Source organism: Thioclava sp., assembly GCF_048263065.1.
Classification (GTDB): Bacteria; Pseudomonadota; Alphaproteobacteria; order Rhodobacterales; family Rhodobacteraceae; genus Thioclava.
On sequence record NZ_JBLXEM010000003.1, the window covers coordinates 314,537 to 337,000 of the forward strand.

Here is a 22,464-nt window from a genome sequence, read left to right on the forward strand (position 1 = left end):
ACAACAGACCCGGTGCCACGGCGCCGGGTCTTGACTGACAAGCCCGCTCAGACGGGATCGGGAAGGGACGCAAGTGGAACTGATCGTCGGAAATAAACGGGTCACGCCCGAAGCGCTGCGCGAGATCCCCGGTGGGATCGAGGCCGATTTGGCCGGTGAGGCGCTGACCTCGCTGATCGACGCGACGTTTCGGGGCTATGCCTCGATTGAAATGCTCGGCGGTGATTTGGACCGCCAGCGTATGGATGTCATCGACATCCGGATGGCGGGCGCTGCGACCACGGTCACGCTGCGCAGTCAAGGCGCGATGGCGCTGCACTGAAAGAAGAATGACATCCGGGGCGGGTGCGCTCGCCCCTGACGCCGAGAAGGCCCAGGCGAAACCAATAACACCTCGGGCGGTGAATCAACGAGCCTGATCGGCGAAACTGGCCCCTTCCGTCCCTTCGGAAGGGGTCTTTTTATGTTTAGGGGCGTGCACTGCTCGGATCGCGTCCGATTTGGCACTAACTTTGTGCCGAGGCGCGTGCCGTTCGAAAGTTGTTATGAGCCAGCGCGATCAGAAACATGGCCGTCAGCAAAAGCACGATTGTCGGGGCAGGGGCGCTATCAAGCCAGAAACTCGCATAGATCCCTGACAGCCCCGCCACCAGTGCCGCGATGATCGACACCACCAGCATGCCTGCGAAGGTGCGCGTGAGCAAAAAGGCAATCGCGCCCGGTGCGATCAGGAAGGCCACCGCCAAGATAATCCCGACAGAAGACAGCATCGCCACGACCGTGGCCGACAAAATCGCCAGCAGCCCGTAATGCAGCCAGCCGACATTCAATCCGATCATCTGGGCCTGCACCGGATCAAAGGCATGCGCGAGGATGTCTCGCCATTTCAGCGCGAGGATCAGCGCTACACCGCCCGCAATCAGCCCCGCCGTCCACAGATCGGCTGAACCTACGCCCAACATATTGCCAAACAGGATGTGATCGAGATGCACCTCGGTTTCGATCTGGGTGTAGATCACAACGCCCAGCCCGAACATGCCCGAAAACACGACCCCCATCACTGTATCCTGCTTGACGCGGGAGTGGTCCTTGATGAAACCGGTCGCCAGCGCGCAGGTCAGCCCGGCCAGAAACGCACCGATGATCAGCGGTATGCCGGCAAGATAGGCCAGCACCACGCCCGGCAGCACCGCGTGGCTGGTGGCATCGCCCATCAGCGACCAGCCCTTGAGGACGAGAAAGCTCGACAGCATCGCCGCTGCGGGGGCAATCAAGGCGGTGATCAGCAGCGCGTTTTGCATAAACGGAAATTGCAGCGGCAATAGAAGCGTTTCGATCATGCGATCTTCTCCAGCGCGCGGCGCGTGCGGCGACGGGCGGCCAAGACGCCGTGGGTGGGGGCAAAGACGAAGGCGAGCAGGAACAGCGCAGTTTGCAGGCAGACAATCACTCCGCCCGTCGCGCCGTCCAGAAAGTAGCTTAGATAAGCGCCAAAACCCGAGGTCAGCGTACCGATGGCCACTGACAGCGCGATCAGCCTCGGGAAGCGGTCGGTCAAAAGATAGGCGGTGGCGCCCGGTGTCACGACCAGCGCGATCACCAGAAATGCGCCCACGGTTTGCATCGCAGCCACGGTGCAGGCGGCCAGAAGCGTAAAGAACACAACCCGCAGCAGGCCGGGATTAAGGCCGATTGTGCGCGCATGGGCCTCGTCAAAGAACACCGCCAGCAGGTCGCGCCATTTCGCGAGCAAAATCACAAGCGACACGCCCCCGATGATCACAAGTTGCAGCGTATCGGCGGGCGTGATCGCTAGGATATTGCCCATGATGATCGTCTGGATCGACACCGCCATTGGGTTGAGCGAAACCATGAACAGTCCCAGCCCGAAAAACGACGTAAAGATCAGCCCGATCACCGCATCTTCCTTTAGCCCCGAGCGTTGGCGCAAGAACAACATCGCCAGCGCCGCCAACCCGCCCGACAAAAACGCCCCAAGCGCAAAGGGCAGGCCCAGCATATAGGCCCCCGCCACACCGGGCACGATGGAGTGGCTGAGCGCATCGCCAATCAGCGACCAGCCCTTGAGCATCAGATAGGCCGACAGGAACGCGCACACCGCCCCGACTAGCGCAGAAACCCATATCGCATTGGTCATGTAGCCATAGGAAAAGGGCTCTAGCAGGACGCTCATTTGCGCCCCTCCACCGTGCGGGTGCGTTCGTCATAGATCACCAGCGGGCGTTCGTCATCGCTGAAGACCTCAAGCTTGCGCGGGTCGGCATCGTCATGCAGGCGCTCGCCTTCCAGCATGAAGTGGCGCAGCACACCGCCAAAGGCCTCGCGCAGGTTTTCCGGTGTAAAGACGTCTTCGGTGGGGCCATGCGCCAGCACCGTGCCCTTGACCAGCACCACGCGGTCGCAGAACTCGGGGACAGACCCCAGATTATGGGTGGCGACCAGCATTACGCGGCCCTCGGCGCGCAAATCGCCCAAGAGCGCGATGATCTGTTCTTCGGTCTTTACATCAACACCGGTGAAGGGCTCATCCAGCAAAATGACGCGGGCATCCTGCGCCAAAGCGCGGGCCAGAAAGACGCGCTTTCTTTGCCCGCCCGACAACTCGCCAATCTGACGCTTGCGAAACTCGGTCATGTTCACGCGGGCCAAGGCATCACTGACCGCTTGGCGATCCGCGGCACGGGGACGGCGCAAAAAGCCCATATGCCCGTAGCGCCCCATCATCACCACATCCTCGACCAGAACAGGAAAGGTCCAGTCGACCTCTTCGGCTTGGGGCACATAGGCCACGGCCTGCGCCTTCATCGCGACGCGCACCGGCTGGCCGAGGATTTCGACCGTGCCTTTGGAGGCCGGAATAAAGCCCATGAGCGCCTTGAACAGCGTCGATTTACCCGCGCCATTGACGCCTACCAGCGCCGTGATCGTGCCAGTGGGAATCGCGAACGAGGCATCGCGCAGCGCCGTGTGTCCGTTGCGATAGGTGACGGTAAGTCCTTGTGCGCGAATGCCCTCGCTCATTGAGATAGCCCTTCCACGATGGTTTCGGACGTCACGCGGAGCAAATCGAGATAGGTCGGCACCAGCCCATCCGCCGCGCTAAGGCTGTCAACATACAGTACCCCGCCATAGGCCGCCCCGGTTTCGCGCGCGACTTGTTTGGCGGGCTTGTCCGAGACCGTGGATTCCGAGAAAATCACCGGGATATGATGTGCGCGCACCGTGTCGATCACCTTGCGCACCTGCTGCGGCGTGCCCTGCGCATCGGCGTTGATCGACCAGAGAAATACCTCATGCAGTCCGAAATCGCGTGCCAGATAGGAAAACGCACCTTCCGATGTCACGAGCCAGCGGCGATCCTCGGACAGGGCGCGCGCTTGATCGCGCAGCGGGCCGATCACATCCGCAATCTGGCGTTTATAGGCATCAGCATTGGCGGCGTAGATCGCGGCATTTTCTGGGTCCGCGGCACTGAGCGCATCGCGGATGTTGTCCACATAAATCAGCGCCGAACTGAGCGCCATCCAGCCATGGGGGTTGGGCTTGCCGTCATACTCGCCCCCCGCGATCGGCAACGGATCGACCCCCTCAGAGACCACCGCAGCAGGCACATCGCGCAGGTTGGACAAGAACTGCTCGAACCAGCGTTCAAGGTTAAGCCCGTTCCACAAAATCAGATCCGCCCCCTGCGCGCGCACGAGGTCACGCGGCGTGGGTTGGTAGCCGTGTATCTCGGCGCCGGGCTTGGTGATGCTCACGACCTCGGCGGTGTCGCCAGCGACATTCTGCGCCATGTCGGCGATCACGGTGAAGGTCGTGACAACCTTAAGCTTCTCGCCCTGCGCCATCGCCTGCGTCCCGCACAGCGCAACAGCGGTAGCCAAGCCGATTGTGAAACGTCGAAACATCACGCGAATCTCCTATTTACGTGACACCATGCAGATGCGAATGAGTTGCATCTGTCAACTCAGTTGCGACTCATTCGCAAGAAATATCTTGAAATGCTTGCGCCGCGCGGGCAGAACCGTCCTATGAAAGACACGAGAGAGCATATCGAAAAGCTGACAGACGCGCTGCGCCGCGCGGGTATCCGTGTCACCCGGCAGCGCGCTGCTATTCTGGAGGTTCTCGCAAATGCGCAAGATCATCCCGACGCGCCCGAATTGCATCGTCGCGCCAATGCCATTGCGCCCGGAATTTCGCTTTCGACCGTCTATCGCACGCTGTCCACGCTTGAATTTCAAGGGGTTATTCAGCGCCATCGGTTTGAGGGCGACTCCGCCCGCTTCGAACCCGCAGAGACCGATCACCACGATCACATGATCGACGTCGAAACTGGCAAGGTGATTGAGTTTTGCAATGAGCGGATCGAAAAGTTGCAGGCCGAAATCGCCGCCGAACTAGGCTACGAAATCGTCCATCACAGGATGGAGCTATATGTGCGAAAGACCGGGCAGGGCTGAGTTTCTCTGCGCGGGTAAATACGCATCTGCGTGTTTACGTTTTAGCTGCGGCGCGGTTGTCCGGCTACTATTTGCAACGTATCTACCGTCCCTTGCGCCGCTTAACGCCGCCCCGTTGCCCCGGACGGCCCGCAGTTGAGCGACCACTCGCCTTGACTGCCGCCTCGCTGGCGGCCTCGACTGCGGATTGGCGCGCGAGCGGGTCATCGTGGATCGCGAGGTCGACAGCCTCCAGACGCTTGACTTCGTCGCGCAAACGGGCGGCCTCTTCAAATTCTAGGTTCTCGGCGGCCTTGCGCATTTTCAACCTAAGATCGTGCAAATGGGCCTCAAGATTGGCGCCAACTTTCACATTATCAACTTTTGCGGTGACGCGGGACATGTCCGTGTCGCCCTTGTACAGCCCGGCCAGAACATCCTCGACGTTCTTCTTAACGGTTGCGGGCGTAATGCCATGTTCAAGGTTATAAGCGACCTGCTTGGCGCGGCGGCGGTCGGTTTCATCTATCGCGCGCTGCATGCTGCCAGTGATCTTGTCGGCATACATGATAACACGGCCTTCAGAGTTGCGCGCAGCCCGTCCAATCGTCTGAATAAGCGAAGTTTCCGAGCGCAAGAACCCCTCTTTATCGGCATCCAAAATCGCCACCAAACCGCATTCGGGAATGTCCAACCCCTCGCGCAGAAGGTTGATCCCGATCAGCACGTCGAACGCCCCGAGCCGCAGATCGCGCAAAATCTCGATACGTTCGATAGTGTCAATATCGGAATGCATATAGCGCACCCGCACCCCCTGTTCATGTAGATATTCTGTAAGATCTTCGGCCATACGCTTGGTCAAAGTCGTAACCAAAGTGCGAAACCCCTTGGCCGAAACCTTGCGGATTTCGTCGAGCACATCGTCGACCTGCGTCTCAACCGGGCGGATCTCAATCATCGGGTCGATCAGGCCAGTCGGGCGGATTACCTGCTCGGTAAACACGCCGCCCGTTTGCTCTAACTCCCATTTCGACGGGGTTGCTGAAACAAAGACCGATTGTGAGCGCATCGCGTCCCATTCCTCGAACTTCAGCGGGCGGTTATCCATGCAGGAGGGCAGACGGAAACCATGTTCGGCCAGCGTGAATTTGCGCCGATAGTCGCCGCGATACATGCCCCCGATCTGGGGCACGCTGACATGGGATTCATCTGCAAAAACAATGGCGTTGTCGGGAATGAATTCGAACAGGGTCGGCGGTGGCTCGCCCGGCGCGCGCCCTGTCAGGTAGCGCGAATAGTTCTCGATCCCGTTACATACACCGGTTGCCTCCAACATTTCGATATCGAAATTCGTGCGCTGTTCAAGGCGCTGCGCCTCTAGTAATTTGCCCTCATCATTGAGCTGTTTGAGGCGCTGCGTCAGCTCGATGCGGATGCTTTTGGTGGCCTGCTGCAAAGTCGGGCGCGGTGTTACATAGTGGCTGTTCGCGTAGATCCTGATCTGCTCAAAGCTGTCGGTTTTCTGACCGGTTAAGGGATCAAACTCGGTAATGGATTCAAGTTCTTCCCCGAAGAAGCTAAAGCGCCAAGCGCGATCCTCAAGGTGGGCGGGCCACAGATCGACCGTGTCGCCCTTGACGCGGAACGCGCCGCGCTGAAAGGCGGCGTCGAGGCGCTTGTATTGCTGGGAGACAAGCTCGGCCAGAAACTGACGCTGCTCTACCAGATCGCCCACTTTCATGTCCTGCGTCATCGCCGAATAGGTCTCGACCGAGCCGATCCCGTAGATGCAACTCACCGAAGCCACGATAATCACATCGTCGCGTTCCAGAAGCGCGCGGGTGGCCGAGTGGCGCATCCGGTCGATCTGCTCGTTGATCTGGCTTTCCTTCTCGATATAGGTGTCCGAGCGCGCGACATAGGCCTCGGGCTGATAATAGTCGTAGAATGAGACGAAATACTCGACCGAATTTTCGGGAAAGAAGCTTTTGAATTCGCCGTATAATTGCGCCGCCAGCGTCTTATTGGGGGCCAGAATGATGGCGGGGCGCTGGGTCTGCTCGATCACCTTGGCCATCGTAAAGGTCTTGCCCGTGCCCGTCGCGCCCAGCAGCACCTGATCGCGTTCGCCCTCTTCCACGCCCTTGGAAAGCTCGGCAATTGCAGTGGGTTGATCGCCCGCTGCCGAAAATTCCGTGTGCAAAACGAACCGTTTTCCGCCCTCAAGCTTGGGACGCGTCAGCACCTCGGGGCGCTGTGTTGGCTGGTCGGTCGTATTGTGGGGCATTTCTGCATCCTTTGGCTGCCTCTAAAGTTGTCCTCTTTTCGTTCGCATTCAAGGGGTTGTGAAAGGTGTTAGCGCGCGGTTAATGGAACGCTTAGAATTGTAATTTTAAAGCAATGACTTAGCACGATATTTCGCTTGCGAATCTGTGATCATGTTCGCATTATGTTCGAGCAAGCAGCATAGATCTGCCGGCCGACGCACCACCCCACCCCTCGCTCCCCCAGTCGGCCGGTAGACACTCTTTCTTATCGCGATGCCAGATTGTGGCATGAGTTGCCCCGCGATCCGGGGCTTGCGATTCCGGTTTAATGCACTAAGACAAAGGGAACGCATCGCACAGGAGTTCGCCCATGCGCGCACGCATCTATCAACCCGCTCGCAACGCCATGCAGTCAGGCATCGGCAAGACCAAGAAATGGGTTCTTGATTATGTGCCCGCCGACTCGCGTGAGATTGATCCGCTGATGGGCTGGACCTCGTCCGATGATACGCAGGCCCAAGTGCGATTGCGCTTTGAAACCCGCGAGGCGGCTGAAGATTACGCCAAGGAAAACGGTATCGATTATGTCGTGACCGAGCCGCATGGCCGTGCCGCAAACATCCGCGTGCGCGGTTACGGGGAAAATTTCTCCTCGGACCGTCGGTCAAACTGGACGCATTGATCGCGCCCGTGCCACCTGATGCGGTTTATAAAAACCGCCAAACCCTACCAGTCCCAAGGGCGGCCCAGCGGTCGCCCGTTTCATTGAAAGCCCCCACATGACCATCACCCATCTCGTGACCCATTCCGGTGGCTTTCATGCCGATGAGCTTTTGTCCTCGGTCATCCTGACGCGTCTTTTCCCCGATGCGCAGCTTATGCGCAGCCGTGACAAAACGTGGATCACACCGGATGAAAGCCGCATTATTTATGATGTGGGCGGTCAGTTCGATGCGGATTTGCAGATTTTCGATCACCACCAGCGGCCCAATCCGCTGCGTGAAGATGGGCAGCCCTACAGTTCGTTTGGTCTGATTTGGGCGCGGTATGGCCGGGATTATCTGCACGCGATGGACGTGCCTGCCGATGATCTTGACGCAATCCACGGCTCGTTTGATCGCGGGTTTGTGCTGCCGATTGACCTGCTCGACAATGGCGCGGTGAATGCGTCCGAGGCGGGGCCGCTATTCGCGGGGCTGACGCTGCCGGTGCTGCTTGAAAGCCTCAAGCCGGTGTTTGATGATCGCGCGGAGGGCGCCGATGATCGCGCGTTTCTGGCGGCCCTTCCGGTCGCGCGCGCCTTTGTCGAGGCGCAGATCCGGCGCAAGGCGGCCAAGTTTCGCGCCGAAGCGATGGTCATGGCCGCGATTGAAACCGCCGGGGCAGGGCGCATTCTTGACCTGCCAATGGGCATGCCGTTTCGCGCCGGGGTCGAGGCGGCGGGCGCGGATCATCTGCTGTTCGTGATCCATCCGCGCGGCAGCGATTGGGCGCTGACCACCATCCGCACCGGCGATGATACATTCGACACCCGCGCCGACCTGCCTACGGCTTGGGCGGGGCTGACGGATAACGCGCTCGAGGATGTCTCTGGCGTCAAAGGCGCGAAGTTCTGCCATAACGGGCGCTTTATCGCGGTGGCCAGCACGCGCGATGCGATCGTGCAAATGGCCGAACTTGCCGTGCAAGAGGCTGTGACGCAATAATCGGGCGTGACCCGCGCCCTTGCGTCGAAACCTTAACGATATCTGCGCAATTTTGCCGATTTTGTCGCTGCGGCGTCAATCGGCTGTATACATTTGCGCGCGCAGCCCTTATTGGGACTGATCTTGCGCGGCTTCGGCGGTGCATCTGACGCGCCCTTGCCGCAATTCCACGGACCCCACCTATCATGATTTCTCCCCTTTCCGAAGCGCTCGCCGAGCGTGGCTATGACAAATTGACCCCCGTCCAAGAGGCGGTGACAGACCCGGCTCTGGAGCAGTCCGACCTGCTTGTTTCGGCGCAGACCGGATCGGGGAAAACCGTGGGCTTCGGGCTTGCGATTGCGCGCACGCTGATGGGCGACGAGATGCGGATGGGGCCGGCGGCCCTGCCATTGGCGCTGGTTGTGGCGCCGACGCGCGAGCTTGCGTTTCAGGTGATGCGCGAGCTGAGCTGGCTTTACGCCAAGACCGGCGCGCGGGTCACGTCTTGCGTGGGCGGTATGGATATGCGCGACGAACGCCGCGCGCTGGAACGCGGCGCTCATATCGTCGTGGGCACGCCGGGCCGTCTAAGCGATCACATCCGTCGCGGCTCGCTGGACCTTAGCGATGCGCGAGCCGTGGTGCTGGATGAGGCCGATGAAATGCTGGATCTGGGCTTTCGCGAGGATCTGGAATTCATCCTTGCCGATGCGCCCCAAGAACGCCGCACGCTGCTGTTTTCGGCAACCGTTTCGCCGCCCATTGCCAAGCTGGCCGAGAAATTCCAGCGCAACGCCAAGCGTATTAACACGCTGGGCGGCACCAGCCAACACGCCGATATTTCCTATCAGGCGCTGCGCGTCGGGCCGACCGATAGTGAACATGCGATCATCAACCTGCTGCGCTATCACGACAGCGAAAGCGCGATTGTGTTCGCCAATACCCGCGCTGCCGTGAACCATCTGACCGCGCGTCTGGGCAACCGTGGCTTGGCCGTGGTGACCCTGTCGGGCGAGCTAAGCCAAACCGAGCGCACCCATGCTTTGCAGGCGATGCGTGACGGGCGCGCGCGTGTTTGCGTGGCCACTGATGTGGCGGCGCGCGGAATTGATCTGCCGAATTTGAACCTCGTGATTCACGCTGATTTGCCAGTGAATACGGAAGGGCTGCTGCACCGTTCGGGCCGCACCGGTCGCGCAGGTCGCAAGGGGATTTCGGCGCTGATCGTGCCGCCGCGCGCGACCAAAAAGGCCGAGCGTCTGCTGCAATTCGCCAAGATCAAAGCCGAGTGGACCACTGCGCCGCGCGCCGAAGATATCTTGCGCCGAGATGAGGACAACCTACTGGCCGATCCGGCTTGGGATGCGGTGCCCTCTGCCGATCAGGCCGATTTCGCCGAGCGTTTGCTGGCTCAGCATTCGCCCATTGAGATCGCCGCTGCTTGTTTGCGTCTCTACCGTGCGCAAAAATGCGCCCCCGAAGAGCTGATGGCGCCCGATGCCAAGGCACCGGCCCGCGATCGCAAGCCCTTTGGCCCGAGCACCTGGTATGCCCTTTCGGTCGGTCATGATGACCGCGCCGAAGCGCGCTGGCTGCTGCCGCTTTTGTGCCGTGCGGGCAATCTCGAAAAGGATGGCATCGGCGCAATTCGGGTTCAGAAATCGGAGACCTTTGTCGAGCTGTCGCAAGCCTATGTGGCTGGCTTCAATGCGGCCCTCGGGTCAAATGGCGAGCTGGAAGAGGGCGTGAAGGCGCGCCAATTGGATGCGCCGCCGCAACTGGCTCCTGCAGGTCGCGGAGGCCCGCCGAAAGGGCCGCGCTCGTTTGACGAGGGCGACCGCCCGCGCAAACCGCGCACCGGTCCCAAACCAACGGGCCCGAAACCAAGCCATAACGCCCCTCGCGATGCCAGCGCAAAGCCCGCGCGCGAAAAAAAAGCGCCTTGGCAGCCTGATATGGCTGGGAAAGCGGACACTTCTGCTGCGGCCAAGCCGAAGTTCGACAAACCCAAATTCGATAAGCCGAAAGGCGCAAAGGGTAAGCCGGGCGGAAAACCAAAAGCCAAATACACTGCCAAATCCGGTGGTAAACCGAGTGGAAAACCAGGCGGTAAGGGCAAACCACATCGCGGCAGCGGCGCATAAACGCACCACCTTTGCCGCGCTGGCCCGCCCCTAAGTTTCGGGCGGGCTATAGCGCGGCAGGTTGCGCCGCTTTGCGATGTCGTTCACCTGCCGCTTGAAATGCGGTCGCCGTGCCGGATAGCATTCATCCAGCACCGCACGCGCATAGCGATAGGTCAGATCATCACGCTTGCTTGCGACCAAATGGTTCAAGATCTGCTTTTGATAATTGGGCTGGGTGCGCCGCGCACGCAGGATCTTGTAGACCCCCGCTGCCGTGATCTCATCTGAGACAATCCCCCGCGTCACCGTCTTAAGGATACCCATCCGGCCCATCAAGGTTCCGATGCCGTGGCCAAAATGGCGGCAACGAATATAGCTGACATTGGGGCCGCGAAATAATGCCGCATGCACGGCATCTTCGCGACGAAGCGGATCGTAAAACAGCCACATCTTTTCGGCGGATTTTACCTCATCTGGGGCGTAACTATAGCGGCCGCTGAAATCGCGCCGCCAAGCGCGGTGGTAGCGATCTTCCCAACCGCTGGTCACGGAACGGTCTAATGTTGCTTGGGGAACCAGCGAAATCACCGTCGCACCGGGCGCCGCCGAGGAAAAGGCTGCTGCTGCATAGCCCGCCATTGATGCGCCGTAAAATACAACCTTTTTGAAGCGGTCGAAAAAGCCGGTCTCTCTTAGCTCATCGAAAAAATCAAACACTGCTTCAGAGCGGAACCATGTCCAGCCATGCGCCGCGATCCCCAGCGCCGACCAGCCCTGCGACGAGATGAATTGTACTCCCCAAGGCAGGCGCTCTTCCACGCTTTGGCGGGCATCGTCGAGATTGTCGAAGGTCACGACCAGCGTATCATCACCCTCAACAAACAGCGCCTTATGTTCCGCGTCGAGCTGGCGATAAAACCCGTGATCCTGTCCGATCTGCTCAAGTTGGTTTGACCAAGAAATCTGTTGGGCGTTGGTCATGCGATTATCCTTGCTTGGCGGCGTGCTGACAGGCACAGATCAAAGCCTGCATCCAGTCTTGTTTCGTGCTAACTTTCATTTCGAGCTCGGCCCGTCGCATCTCTATTTGCGCCCAGTTTCACATAGATTTAATGCCAACACCACAGGCCGTTACCCGTTTGAAAAATCGGCGGCGCAACACTCGGGCATGGCTGGACTGGCGCGTCATTCCGGCTATGCTTGGGGCGCGCTGCGGATGCCGTGTATCTACCCAGCGCCGCCTGAAAACCGACGCGAAAACAAGACCCAAAACAATTGAGGCCCCCATGTCCAAATTGCCCACCATCGCTACCTTGTGGATCGGGGATCGTCTGTCTTGGTTGGAACAGCTTAGCCTGAAATCCTTTGTCGATGCCGGGCATGAGACGCTTCTGTATTGCTACAATCTGATCCCGAATGCGCCCTCGGGTGTTACGCTGCGCGATGCCCGCGACATCTTTCCCGGTGACGAGATCATTCGCCACAAACGCACCGGCAGTCCCGCGATTCATGCCGATCTGTGGCGTCTGCATTTGATGAACAAGACCGACTACATCTGGGTCGATGCCGATGTGCTATGCGTCAAACCGTTTGCCTTTGACGATGCGTTCGTGTTCGGGTTGGAGAAGCCGCATTTGGTGTGCAACGCGGTGATGCGGCTGCCTAAAAATTCGCAAACTCTCAAAGGGTTGCTAGATTTCGTGGCGGATCCTTATGCGATTGGCGCGTGGCTGAAAAGCGAGCAGCAAGACGAATTGCGCGCGGCGCGCGATCGTGGTGAGCCGGTGCATTTTTCCGAACAGGAATGGGGGCTGACGGGCCCTGCGGCGCTGTCGCATTTCCTGAAAACATCGGGAGAGTGGGAGCACGCCCTACCGCAGCAGGCGTTTTATCCAATCTCGTTCAAGAACCGCAACAAGATGATCATGTCGCGTTTTGATGTCGAGTCGGATTTCCTAACGGATGATACCTACGCGGTGCATATGTGGGCGCGCCGGATGAAACCGCGATTGGAAGAGGCGGAAAACAACCGCCCACGCCGGGGAAGTTTCATGCACAAGGCGCTGATAAAGCACGGGATTGACCCCGATGAGGCGCCGATCCCGCCTAAAGTTAAGCCCGTTGAGGCCGCCCCGTAACGTTCGCTAACCTGTCACCAGCCCATCCGCGACCACGATCTGGCGCTGGCAGGCGGCGGCAATTTTGTCGTCATGGGTCGAGATCAGAAACGTCGTGCCTTCCTCGCGGTTGATCTGCCCGATCAGCTCCATCACCTGCAGCGCAGAGGCGCGATCAAGGTTGCCCGTCGGCTCATCAGCCAGCACCAGTTCGGGGCTGTTCATTAGCGCGCGCGCCACCGCGACGCGTTGTTTTTGCCCGCCCGAGAGTTTGGCCGTGGGGAAATGGATGCGCTCGGCCAGCCCCATGCGCACCAACAGATCGGCCCCGCGCGCCCGCGCCGCTGGCGTTTCACGCCCCTCGCGCACGGCAGTGGGAAAGATCACATTTTCCAGCGCCGTGAAATCGGGCAGCAGATTGTGGAACTGGAACACAAAGCCGATATGGCGGTTGCGAAACTCTGTCAGGTCGCGATCCCCGGCTGCGATCAGATCATGATCGAGCATCTGGTAGCGCCCCGATGTCGGTTTCATCAGGGTGCCAAGGATCGTCAGCAAGGTGCTTTTGCCCGATCCCGAGGGGCCAAGAAGCGCCGCCATTTCCCCGGTGTTCAGCGTCAGATCAAGACCGCGCAGCACGCGCGTTGCGGCCTCTCCCGTGCCGAAGGTCTTGACCAGATCGTTGACCTCCAGAAGCGCACTCATTGCCCGATCGCCGTGACCGGATCGACCTTGGCAGCCGAGCGTGCCGGCAAGATCGAGGCTAAAATCGCGCCGATCACCGTCAGCGTAATCGCCAGCCCATACGAGCCTTGCGTGATATCAAGGGGCAGGGTGCCGGGGCGAAATGCCTCACGCGGGGGGAAGGGCAGCAACGCGAGATAACCAAGCCCGGCCCCCATAATGCCGCCCAACAATCCGACCAGCGCGCCTTGCGTGACAAAGACAAAGACGACAAAGCCGCGCGGTGCTCCCATTGCGCGCATGATCCCGATCTCGGGGCGGCGGCGATAGGTTGACAGCAGCAGCGCCGAGGCCACCCCGATCACGATGGTCAGCAGCGCAAACCCTTTCAGGAAATAGCCGGTCTGGGCTTGCGCATTCAGCGCCTCCATCAGTTGTGCCGCATCTTTTGTCCAGGATACCGCATCTAGCCCCGTCAGCGCGCGGATGCGCAGCGCTGTCGCATCGGCGGCGTTCAAATCAAACAGCTTGATCTCGATGCGTGTCACCCCTTGGGGCATCGCGAACAGGGTGCGCGCGCTCGACAGGCTGACAAAGGCGCGCGCCTTGTCCATGCTGCCATTGCCAGTCTCGAAAATGCCACTCAGCGTTAGCACCATCGTGATCCCGTTCGAACTTTGCAGCCGCACGCTTTGACCCACCGACAGCGACAGATCATCGGCCAATTCGCGCCCCAGGACGATCAGCCCCGACCCCAGCCGTGCCGAGCCGTCGACCATGTAGCCATCCAGATCAAGGATCGCGGATTCGCGCCCCGGCTCGATCCCGCTCACGCTGACCTGACTGACCTGCGCCCCGCGTGTCAGAAACCCAGCCCCAGTGATCTGGGGCGAAACTGCCTTGACGCCCGGCACGCCCGCGATCAGGGGCAACCAGGTTGCAGCCTCGGCCAGCGTGGCGGTGCGCGTGCGCCCCGGTTCGGCGACGAACAGCACCCGTCCTTGCGGTGATATGAGCAAGGGGGGATCAGCGTCCTCGGCCTCAATCGTGATGTGGGAAATGTCGCCCACGGTGCGCGCTAGAATGAATTCGGCCAAGCCCCCGATGAGGGCTGACATGAAGATGAAAATGAACACGCCGACTGCGACACCCGTCACCAGTAGCGCGGTTTGCGCGAGGTTTGCCGTCAGGTAGCGGGCCGCGATTTTGAGCGCGTAGAGCATCAGGGCTGCTCCGCAGTGACGGCTTGGCCGTCTTTCAGACCTTGGGCGTCGACGATCACTTCATCGCCCGCAGACAGACCCTTTGCCACGATCAGGCGCGCGGCGGGCCACTCCACGATTTCGACGGGGCGCAGATGGGCGATTCCATCGCGCAGCACGAACACTGAACTGCCCGCGCTATCGCTGACAATCGCACTGCGGGGCACGGTCAACGCCGCGTCGCGCTGATCCACGATAATATTGGTCGCAACCGTCAGTCCAAGCGGGGCGATGACGGGGGTATCAAACGCGATCTTCACCGCTAAGCCGCCCGTCGTGACATCCACGCGTGGCGCGACGTAGCTGACATGGCCTGCGCGGGTCGCGGTTTCGCCCACCAGTTGCAGCACGGCGGGCTGGTCCAGCGCGATCTGGCGAGCATAGGCCTCATCGACATCAGTCTCGACCACCGGATCATTTAGATCGGCAAGGCTCAGAACAAGCGTTGCGGGATCAACGATTTGACCGGGATCGACATTCAGCACAACGATGCTGCCCGCAATCGGGGCGCTGATCGTGTGGTTTTGCAAAACGATCTGCGCCTGATCCAGCAGGGCGGTCATGCGCGCGACCTCGTTTTCGGCCGATTGCAGCGCGCGGGCCTCATTTTCCAGCACGCTGCGCGCCACATTGCCCCCAAGCGCGAGCGAGCGTTCATAAGACACGCGCGCCTGTTCTTTTGCGACAAGCGCTGCGTCCAGCCCCGCCATCGCCTGACGGATTACGGCGTTTTGAGTTTTCGCGTCGATCTGCGCCAAAACCTGGCCCGCCTTGACCACATCGCCTTCCTCCACGAGGAGCGTGTCGATCTTGCCCCCGACAAGCGGGCGAATATCGACCGAGTGAATCGGCGCGATCCGCCCGTTTACGGCAAGCACACGCGTCACGGGCGCTAGCGTGGCCTGTTCGACGATGACGCTTGTGGCCTTGCTTGCCCAAGGTTGCAGATAGGCCAACACGCCAAGCCCAATGATCAGCATGCCACTAGCTGCCCAAAGCCAACGCCGGCTTCGCGTAACGACGGGGTGTGGCGCAGAGGTCTCAGGGCGCAGCGCAGGCACAGCAGAGTCTGAGGGTGTCGTCACCAAGGACACCTGTTCGTCCGTCCTCACGTGGTCTGTCTGCTTGTCCAAGGTCACAACACTCCGCTAAATTCTCTGCGCGCCAAGCCGATCAGCGCGCCCAAACTGGTTACATAGGATAGGGCAGTGCGCGTTGATATGGATCAGGACCAAAGCGCGCAGTGTGATCGAAATCAATTGAGCGTCGCGCTACAGGGCGTAAGGTTGCGCAGGGAGGGAGCCACGATTCGTTACGGAAAGGCAGAGCAGTTATGGTTGAAACACGCGACCATCTCCCAGCAAACTCTTTGCCAGATGGCCGGGTGCATGCGGTACGCGGGGCCGTGGTGGATGTCGTCTTTGACGGGGCTGACCTGCCAGCGATCAACTCTGCGCTGGTGGTGCAATGGGACCGTCCGACGCCGCTCATCCTTGAGGTACACAGCCATCTTGATCTGCACACGCTGCGCGCGGTGGCGTTTCAATCGACTGCCGGTTTGGCGCGTGACGTTGCGGTGCGCGCGACGGGACGCGCGGTTGAGGTGCCGGTTGGCGAGGCGGTTCTGGGCCGCCTGATCGATTGCATCGGCGAGCCGCAAGATAACGGCCCGGCCTTGCCCGCAGATACGCCGCGCAGCCCGATCCATGCTCGCCCGCCACTGTTGAAATCCCAGACCAGCAGCACCGATCTTTTCGAGACCGGCATCAAGGTGATCGACCTGCTCACGCCGATGGCGCAGGGCGGCAAGGCTGCGATGTTTGGCGGGGCAGGGGTTGGAAAGACCGTTCTGGTGATGGAACTGATCCGCGCCATGGTCGAAAAATACGAAGGCATTTCGGTCTTTGCAGGCATTGGCGAGCGCTCTCGCGAAGGCCACGAGATGCTAACCGAAATGCGCGGTTCGGGCGTGTTGGAACGCACAGTTCTGGTCTATGGCCAGATGAACGAACCCCCCGGTGCGCGCTGGCGGGCCCCGATGACCGCTTTGGCCGTGTCGGAGTATTTTCGCGATCAAAACCACCGCAACGTGCTGCTTTTGATGGATAACGTGTTTCGCTTTGTGCAGGCAGGAGCCGAGGTGTCCAGCCTGCTGGGCCGCTTGCCGTCGCGGGTGGGCTATCAGCCGACGCTCGCCAGCGAGGTGGCGGGCTTGCAGGAACGCATTGCGTCCGTGGCGGGGTCTGCTGTCACAGCGATTCAGGCGGTTTATGTGCCTGCCGATGATTTTACCGACCCTGCTGTCACGACGATTTCCAGCCATATGGATTGCGTGATCGTGCTGTCGCGCGCGCAGGCCGCTGAGGGGTTTTATCCGGCGATTGATCCGCTGGGGTCGTCCTCGATGTTGCTGGACCCGCTGGTGGTGGGGCAAGCGCATTACGACATCGCGGAAGAGGTGCGCCGCACCCTCGCGCGGTTCCGCGAGCTTAGCGATATCATCTCGCTTCTGGGGGTTGAGGAACTGGGCGCTGCTGACCGTCAGATCGTGACACGCGCGCGTCGCTTGCAGCGTTTCCTGACCCAGCCTTTCATGGTGACCGAGGCATTCACGGGCACGCCCGGCGTAAGCGTTGCGCTGGCCGATACGCTGGCGGGATGTCGCGCCATTCTGGATGGGGAAGCCGACGATTGGTCGGAAAGCTCGCTTTACATGGTGGGCACGCTTGAGGATGCGCGGCGCAAAGAGGCTGCGGCGCAAACCCCAGCACCTGCGCAAGCCGAGGCCACATCATGAGGCTGCGCATCGTTACCCCGCTTTCGGTTGTCGTGGACCAAGACATCGACAGCCTGCGCGCCGAGGATGCCAGCGGCAGCTTTGGCATCCTGAACGGTCATGCGCCGTTTCTGACCGCGCTGGCGATCTCGATTGCCAGTTGGCGCAAGGGCGAGGTTGAGGGGTTCTGCGCCTTGCGTGGCGGGGTGCTGACCGTCTCGGGCGGGGACAGTATCGCCATAGCCACCCGCGAGGCCGTCACTGGCACCGATCTCGCCACGCTGGATCGTGAGGTTCTGGCTCGCTTTCGCGCCGATATTGACGTTGAGCGTACCGAACATGTCGAGGGTATGCGGCTGCAGCTCAACGCCCTGCGTCACATGATCAGCCACTTGCAACCGCGCCCCGATAGCGGAGAGTTCCGATGACCCCGCCCGATCAAAAAGACCCCGAGCCAAACGACACTGAGAATGACCCGCTGATCGTTGAGACGCGGCGGCGTCGCGACCGGCGTGACCGCTGGCTACGCGAGGGTGATATGTCGGTTGGCCGCCGTCTGGCGCAGATCGGCGTGCTGGGCTGGATATTTGTGCTGCCCACGCTTGCGGGGCTGTTTTTGGGCCGCTGGCTGGATGCGCGCTATGGCACCGGTATCTTCTGGAGCGCACCGTGCATGGTGGTTGGCTTGTGCATCGGCTTCTACTCGGCTTGGAAATGGATGAATTCGAAATGAGTGACTTGTCTGCGATGCCACTGCCGATCGTGCTCGCCTTGTGTTTTCTGGGCGGGTTAGGGCTTGGCTATGCCTATTTCGCTGCGATGCGCGCAACGGCGGATATGATCGTGCGCGGTGGCAGTCCGCTGCTGGCACTGGCGCTGACGCTGGGCCGACTGGCGCTGTTGGGGGCGGGGTTTTATCTTGCCGTGCTGCTGGGCGGGCTGGCGTTGCTGGCGGCGCTGGCCGGGGTGCTGGTGGCCAAAACGCTGATGGTGCGCCAAGCTCGGAGGGCCACGCCATGAACTCGCCGCTCGAATCCGCCACTGTGTTTCAAATCGGGCCGGTCGCGATCACGCAAGCGATTGTGACGACTTGGGTGATCATGGCCGTGCTGGTCGGTGGGGCGTATCTGCTGACGCGCAGGCTGTCGCTGCACCCAAGCAAACGGCAGGTCGCGCTGGAGCTGCTGGTGGACACGATTGATACGCAAATTCGCGAAACGACCGGGGCAGAGCCCGCGCCCTATCGCGGCTTTATCGGCACGCTGTTTGTGTTCATCCTTGTGGCGAATTGGAGCTCGCTGATCCCCGGAGTTGAGCCACCCACCGCCAAGCTGGAAACTGATGCAGCGCTGGCGGCGCTCGTGTTTTTCTCGGTGATCTGGTTTGGCGTGCGTGGCGCTGGCGTGGGCGGGTATCTTCGCTCTTTCGCGATGCCCAATCCGGTGATGATCCCGCTCAATATGCTGGAAAGCGTGACGCGGGTGTTTTCGATGTTTGTGCGCCTGTTTGGCAATGTCATGAGCGGCGTGTTCGTTATCGGCATTGTCGCCTCGCTGGCGGGGCTGTTGGTGCCGATCCCGCTGATGGCGCTCGATCTGCTGACGGGGCTGGTGCAGGCCTATATTTTTGCCGTGCTGGCGATGGTGTTCATTGCCGCCACGGTCGAGGAAGGCGCGCACAGCCCCGCAGACCCCGACCCCGAAACCTCCCCCAAGAAAAAGGATAGCTGATGGATTATCTTTCGATTGCCAGTATCGTCTGCGCGGCCTTTGCCGTGTCGTTTGGTGCAATTGGTCCGGCATTGGCCGAGGGCCGCGCCGTGGCCGCAGCGATGGATGCAATCGCGCGCCAACCCGAGGCGGCCAACACGATCTCGCGCACGCTTTTTGTCGGGCTTGCGATGATCGAGACGACGGCGATTTACTGTCTCGTGATCTCGTTGTTGCTGCTATTCGCCAACCCGCTGCTGGCGTGATCCGATGAATTTCGATTTCTGGGGTTTGGGGCTTCAGGCGCTCAATGCCGTGATCTTGATCTGGCTGCTCTCGCGGGTGTTCTGGCGCCCGGTTGCGGCGGCCATCACGCGGCGCCAAGCGGCGGCGCAAGCGTTGCTGGGTGATGCCAAAGCCACGCAGGACAAGGCGGATGCCGCGCTGGCAGAGCTGACGGCGGCGCGCGCCGGGATCGCGGCAGAGCGTGACAAGGTTCTGGCCGAGGCCAAGGACGCCGCCCTTGCCATCAAGGCGGATGCCCAAAGCGAGGCGCATGCCCAAGCCGAGGCGATCATGGCAGCGGCGCGCAGTGATATGGCACGAGAGGCAGACACCGCGCGCGCTGCGATGACTGCGCAAGCGGGTGAGTTGGCGGTTGATATTGCGCGAAAGCTGCTGAACGAGCTGCCGGATGAGGCTGTCCAAGCCGCGTTTCTGCAAAAGCTGACCGACGCGATTGGTGCATTGCCAGATCAGGATCGCGCGGCGCTGGTTGAGGCGAAGGGCGTTAGTCTGATGTGCCCCACCGATCCAAGCGCAGATGCCAAAACCCAGATCACCAAATCCGTTCAGCAGGCATTGGGCGACGCGGTGGATCTGAATTTCGTCACAGATCCTGCGCTGATCGCGGGCTACGAGCTGCACAGCGATCATTTCGTGCTGCACAATAGCTGGCAAGCGGATCTGGCGGCGATCCTCAAGGAGATTCGCCATGCCGACTGATGCACCCGATTGGATGGACGCCGCGCGCGCCAAGGTCGCGCGTGCTGAGCTTGGCCCGCGCGCCGAGCATCAGGGCGTTGTCGAAGAAATCGGCGACGGTGTGGCGCTAATCTCGGGCTTGCGCGACGTGCGCCTTGATGAGGTGCTGCATTTTGGCGGCGGTCAGGTCGGGTTCGCGCGCGTCCTTGATGCAGGCCGGATCGGCTGCGTGCTTCTGGATGGCACGAGTGATGTCGAGGCGGGCGATACGGTGCGCGGCACGGGCGAGGTGGTCAACGTGCCGGTGGGCGAGGCGCTGCTGGGGCGGATCGTCGACCCGCTTGGCCGCCCGCTTGATGGCAAAGACCCGATTGAGGCGCAGGATCACTGGCCCATTGAGCGCCCCGCGCCCTCGATCATCGAGCGCGATCTTGTCACTGAACCCGTACAGACGGGCATCGTCGTGGTGGATACGCTATTTGCGCTTGGTCGCGGGCAACGCGAGCTGATCGTGGGCGATCATTCCACTGGCAAGACCACGCTGGGGATCGACGCACTGATCGCACAGCGCGACAGCGACATGATCTGCATCTACGTGGCGGTGGGGCAGAAAACCTCCAGCGTGCGCCGCGCCATCGACGCTTTACAGGCGCAGGGTAATTTCGCGCGTTGCATCGTGATGGTGGCGGGATCGTCCGACGCGCCGGGGCTGCAATGGATCGCGCCGTATGCGGGCATGACGATGGCGGAATATTTCCGCGATAAGGGCCAGCACGCGCTAATCGTGATCGACGATCTGTCCAAACATGCTGCCACCCATCGTGAGATCGCGCTGCTGACCCGCCAATCCCCGGGGCGCGAGGCCTATCCGGGCGATGTGTTCTACATCCATGCCCGCTTGCTTGAACGCGCCGCAAAACTGTCTCCTGAACGCGGCAGTGGCTCGCTGACTGCGTTGCCAATTGCCGAGACCGATCAGGGCAACCTGTCCGCGTATATCCCGACCAACCTGATCTCGATCACCGACGGGCAGATCGTGCTGGATCAGGCGCTGTTTCATCAGGGCCAGAAACCCGCCGTGGATGTCGGGCTGAGTGTCAGCCGGGTCGGGGGCAAAACGCAGGCCCCGGTGTTGCGCAAGGCGGCGGGCACGCTGCGTCTGGATTATGCGCAATTCTTGGAGCTTGAGGTCTTTACCCGTTTTGGCGGTATGCCTGATGACCGGGTGCGCCAGCAACTGACACGCGGAGAGCGCATCCGCGAGGCGTTGCGCCAGCCCCAGCACCAGCCCTTTCGCCTTGTCGATGAGGTCGCGCTGATGCTGGCAGTGCAAACGGGGCTGCTTGACGCGCTGCCCGCGCCGATTGTGGCAGAGTTTCGCACGAGGTTGCCCGCTGCGCTGGATCACGACGCGGCCAAAGCCGTGCAGGCGATCACCGGCGGCAGCACGCTGGATGACGCGACAAAAACCGCTTTGAGCGGCGCGATGACCCGTCTCATTGCCTCGCTGGCCCCTGCCGAGCCTGCCCCATGACCGAGCGCCTCGCCGAAGTCAGCGCGCGAATCGCCGGGGTGCGCCAATTGGGCGCGGTGGTGAACGCGATGAAGGGCATCGCCGCTGCGCGCGCGCGCAGTGCCCGCTCGCAGATGGAGGCGGTAGACAGCTACGCCGCTACGATTTGCACCGCCATGGCGCGCATCCTTCCTGCAGAGTCCGCAGGCCCCGCCGCAATGGCTCAGGAGGAAGGGCGCACCGGTCTATTGGTGTTTCTCGCGGAGCAGGGCTTTGCCGGGGCGTTCAGCGAAAGGGTGCTGGAAAGCGTTCACGACGCGCTGGGCACGTCCGATCTATTGGTGATCGGAACGCGCGGGCTGTCGATTGTCCATTCGCGCGAGATTACTCCGTATTGGAGCGCGCCGATGCCCTCGCATTCGCCCGGCATCCCCAAGCTCGCCGATGCGATCACGCAGGCGATCTACCGTGGGCTAGATGCAAGGCGGTTCAACCGCCTTGATGTTGTCTACGCCCGCTGGGAGGGCGGGCGCACGCAGATCATTCGCCGCGCGCTGTTCCCGATTGACCTGTCAGATATACACGCCCCAACTACCACGCCGCCCCTGACGCAACTGCCTGCGGCGGCGCTGCTGGCCAGTCTGGGTGCGGATTACATTCATGCGCGCATCAGCAAAGCGGCGCTACATGCCTTTGCCGCCGAAAACGAGGCGCGCATGGAGGCGATGACCTCGGCGGCCACCCAGATCGCGCGCGAACTTGACGTGTTCGAGGCCACATTGCGCCGCGTGCGCCAAGAGGCCATCACCGCCGAAATCATCGAACTCGGCACCGGTGTGAGCACCGCGCGCGAGGGTAGCTGAGCGGGCATGATT

General features: G+C 61.1%; 24 protein-coding genes. 15 read left to right on the forward strand and 9 right to left on the reverse strand.

What is annotated here, in order from left to right; translation table 11 throughout:
- Window positions 1-73 precede the first annotated feature (73 nt).
- A complete protein-coding gene (locus ACN0SD_RS06870) occupies window positions 74-322 on the forward strand; it encodes a hypothetical protein (protein WP_417807479.1) in 249 nt (82 codons plus the stop codon).
- 184 nt (window positions 323-506) lie between these two features.
- Here ACN0SD_RS06870 and ACN0SD_RS06875 read toward each other — a convergent pair whose 3' ends face one another.
- Genes ACN0SD_RS06875 through ACN0SD_RS06890 form a run of 4 tightly spaced genes read right to left on the reverse strand, consistent with a single transcriptional unit; the run spans window position 507 to window position 3,869 of the window.
- On the reverse strand, window positions 507-1,340 hold the full coding sequence (locus tag ACN0SD_RS06875; protein WP_417807480.1) for a metal ABC transporter permease: 834 nt from the start codon (window positions 1,338-1,340) through the stop codon (window positions 507-509).
- On the reverse strand, window positions 1,337-2,194 hold the full coding sequence (locus tag ACN0SD_RS06880; protein ID WP_417807481.1) for a metal ABC transporter permease: 858 nt from the start codon (window positions 2,192-2,194) through the stop codon (window positions 1,337-1,339). The genes ACN0SD_RS06875 and ACN0SD_RS06880 overlap by 4 nt, the downstream gene beginning before the upstream one ends.
- Window positions 2,191-3,042: a manganese/iron ABC transporter ATP-binding protein gene (locus tag ACN0SD_RS06885; protein ID WP_417807482.1), complete on the reverse strand. Its 852-nt coding sequence runs from the start codon at window positions 3,040-3,042 to the stop codon at window positions 2,191-2,193. The genes ACN0SD_RS06880 and ACN0SD_RS06885 overlap by 4 nt, the downstream gene beginning before the upstream one ends.
- Entirely contained in the window at window positions 3,039-3,869 is an 831-nt protein-coding gene (locus ACN0SD_RS06890) for a metal ABC transporter substrate-binding protein (RefSeq protein WP_417807548.1), read from the reverse strand. The genes ACN0SD_RS06885 and ACN0SD_RS06890 overlap by 4 nt, the downstream gene beginning before the upstream one ends.
- Window positions 3,870-4,052: 183 nt before the next feature.
- Here ACN0SD_RS06890 and ACN0SD_RS06895 point away from each other — a divergent pair, with 183 nt between their 5' ends.
- Entirely contained in the window at window positions 4,053-4,484 is a 432-nt protein-coding gene (locus tag ACN0SD_RS06895) for a Fur family transcriptional regulator (RefSeq protein WP_417807483.1), read from the forward strand.
- Window positions 4,485-4,566: 82 nt separating this feature from the next.
- Here the strand turns inward: ACN0SD_RS06895 and uvrB are convergent, their stop codons facing one another.
- A complete protein-coding gene (gene uvrB, locus ACN0SD_RS06900) occupies window positions 4,567-6,750 on the reverse strand; it encodes an excinuclease ABC subunit UvrB (protein WP_417807484.1) in 2,184 nt (727 codons plus the stop codon).
- Window positions 6,751-7,100: 350 nt separating this feature from the next.
- Between uvrB and ACN0SD_RS06905 the strand changes: the two genes are divergently transcribed.
- From ACN0SD_RS06905 to ACN0SD_RS06915, 3 genes are all read left to right on the forward strand, one after another.
- Entirely contained in the window at window positions 7,101-7,412 is a 312-nt protein-coding gene (locus tag ACN0SD_RS06905) for an ETC complex I subunit (RefSeq protein WP_417807485.1), read from the forward strand.
- A gap of 97 nt (window positions 7,413-7,509) precedes the next feature.
- Window positions 7,510-8,436 (forward strand): MYG1 family protein, encoded by a 927-nt coding sequence (locus ACN0SD_RS06910; protein WP_417807486.1) that lies wholly within the window; start codon window positions 7,510-7,512, stop codon window positions 8,434-8,436.
- Window positions 8,437-8,621: 185 nt separating this feature from the next.
- Entirely contained in the window at window positions 8,622-10,562 is a 1,941-nt protein-coding gene (locus tag ACN0SD_RS06915; protein ID WP_417807487.1) for a DEAD/DEAH box helicase, read from the forward strand.
- A 30-nt stretch (window positions 10,563-10,592) separates the two neighbouring features.
- On the opposite strand, the gene ACN0SD_RS06920 is transcribed toward ACN0SD_RS06915, so the two are convergent.
- Window positions 10,593-11,525: a phosphoadenosine phosphosulfate reductase gene (locus ACN0SD_RS06920; protein ID WP_417807488.1), complete on the reverse strand. Its 933-nt coding sequence runs from the start codon at window positions 11,523-11,525 to the stop codon at window positions 10,593-10,595.
- A 305-nt stretch (window positions 11,526-11,830) separates the two neighbouring features.
- Between ACN0SD_RS06920 and ACN0SD_RS06925 the strand changes: the two genes are divergently transcribed.
- Complete coding sequence (locus ACN0SD_RS06925; protein WP_417807489.1) at window positions 11,831-12,682, forward strand: hypothetical protein; 852 nt, start codon at window positions 11,831-11,833, stop codon at window positions 12,680-12,682.
- Between the two features lie 6 nt (window positions 12,683-12,688).
- On the opposite strand, the gene ACN0SD_RS06930 is transcribed toward ACN0SD_RS06925, so the two are convergent.
- Genes ACN0SD_RS06930 through ACN0SD_RS06940 form a run of 3 tightly spaced genes read right to left on the reverse strand, consistent with a single transcriptional unit; the run spans window position 12,689 to window position 15,587 of the window.
- Window positions 12,689-13,366 carry an ABC transporter ATP-binding protein gene (locus ACN0SD_RS06930; protein WP_417807490.1) on the reverse strand — a complete coding sequence of 226 codons (678 nt, stop codon included), beginning with the start codon at window positions 13,364-13,366 and terminating at the stop codon, window positions 12,689-12,691.
- A complete protein-coding gene (locus tag ACN0SD_RS06935) occupies window positions 13,363-14,568 on the reverse strand; it encodes an ABC transporter permease (protein ID WP_417807491.1) in 1,206 nt (401 codons plus the stop codon). Before ACN0SD_RS06935 ends, ACN0SD_RS06930 begins: the two co-directional genes overlap by 4 nt.
- The gene (locus ACN0SD_RS06940; protein WP_417807492.1) at window positions 14,568-15,587 is read right to left on the reverse strand and encodes an efflux RND transporter periplasmic adaptor subunit; all 1,020 of its coding nucleotides are present in this window, start codon (window positions 15,585-15,587) and stop codon (window positions 14,568-14,570) included. Before ACN0SD_RS06940 ends, ACN0SD_RS06935 begins: the two co-directional genes overlap by 1 nt.
- A gap of 353 nt (window positions 15,588-15,940) precedes the next feature.
- On the opposite strand from ACN0SD_RS06940, the gene atpD reads away from it, so the two are divergent.
- Genes atpD through ACN0SD_RS06985 form a run of 9 tightly spaced genes read left to right on the forward strand, consistent with a single transcriptional unit; the run spans window position 15,941 to window position 22,452 of the window.
- Complete coding sequence (gene atpD / locus ACN0SD_RS06945) at window positions 15,941-17,404, forward strand: F0F1 ATP synthase subunit beta (protein WP_417807493.1); 1,464 nt, start codon at window positions 15,941-15,943, stop codon at window positions 17,402-17,404.
- Window positions 17,401-17,811, forward strand: a complete 411-nt coding sequence (locus ACN0SD_RS06950; protein ID WP_417807494.1) for a F0F1 ATP synthase subunit epsilon — start codon at window positions 17,401-17,403, stop codon at window positions 17,809-17,811. The genes atpD and ACN0SD_RS06950 overlap by 4 nt, the downstream gene beginning before the upstream one ends.
- Entirely contained in the window at window positions 17,808-18,116 is a 309-nt protein-coding gene (locus tag ACN0SD_RS06955; RefSeq protein ID WP_417807495.1) for an AtpZ/AtpI family protein, read from the forward strand. Before ACN0SD_RS06950 ends, ACN0SD_RS06955 begins: the two co-directional genes overlap by 4 nt.
- Entirely contained in the window at window positions 18,113-18,403 is a 291-nt protein-coding gene (locus ACN0SD_RS06960) for an ATP synthase subunit I (RefSeq protein WP_417807496.1), read from the forward strand. The genes ACN0SD_RS06955 and ACN0SD_RS06960 overlap by 4 nt, the downstream gene beginning before the upstream one ends.
- Complete coding sequence (locus tag ACN0SD_RS06965; protein ID WP_417807497.1) at window positions 18,400-19,113, forward strand: F0F1 ATP synthase subunit A; 714 nt, start codon at window positions 18,400-18,402, stop codon at window positions 19,111-19,113. The genes ACN0SD_RS06960 and ACN0SD_RS06965 overlap by 4 nt, the downstream gene beginning before the upstream one ends.
- Window positions 19,113-19,358, forward strand: a complete 246-nt coding sequence (locus tag ACN0SD_RS06970; RefSeq protein WP_038132238.1) for a F0F1 ATP synthase subunit C — start codon at window positions 19,113-19,115, stop codon at window positions 19,356-19,358. Before ACN0SD_RS06965 ends, ACN0SD_RS06970 begins: the two co-directional genes overlap by 1 nt.
- 4 nt (window positions 19,359-19,362) lie before the next feature.
- Window positions 19,363-20,097, forward strand: a complete 735-nt coding sequence (locus ACN0SD_RS06975) for a hypothetical protein (RefSeq protein WP_417807498.1) — start codon at window positions 19,363-19,365, stop codon at window positions 20,095-20,097.
- The gene (locus tag ACN0SD_RS06980; RefSeq protein ID WP_417807499.1) at window positions 20,087-21,610 is read left to right on the forward strand and encodes a F0F1 ATP synthase subunit alpha; all 1,524 of its coding nucleotides are present in this window, start codon (window positions 20,087-20,089) and stop codon (window positions 21,608-21,610) included. Before ACN0SD_RS06975 ends, ACN0SD_RS06980 begins: the two co-directional genes overlap by 11 nt.
- Window positions 21,607-22,452: a F0F1 ATP synthase subunit gamma gene (locus tag ACN0SD_RS06985; RefSeq protein WP_417807500.1), complete on the forward strand. Its 846-nt coding sequence runs from the start codon at window positions 21,607-21,609 to the stop codon at window positions 22,450-22,452. The genes ACN0SD_RS06980 and ACN0SD_RS06985 overlap by 4 nt, the downstream gene beginning before the upstream one ends.
- The last annotated feature ends 12 nt before the right edge of the window (window positions 22,453-22,464 follow it).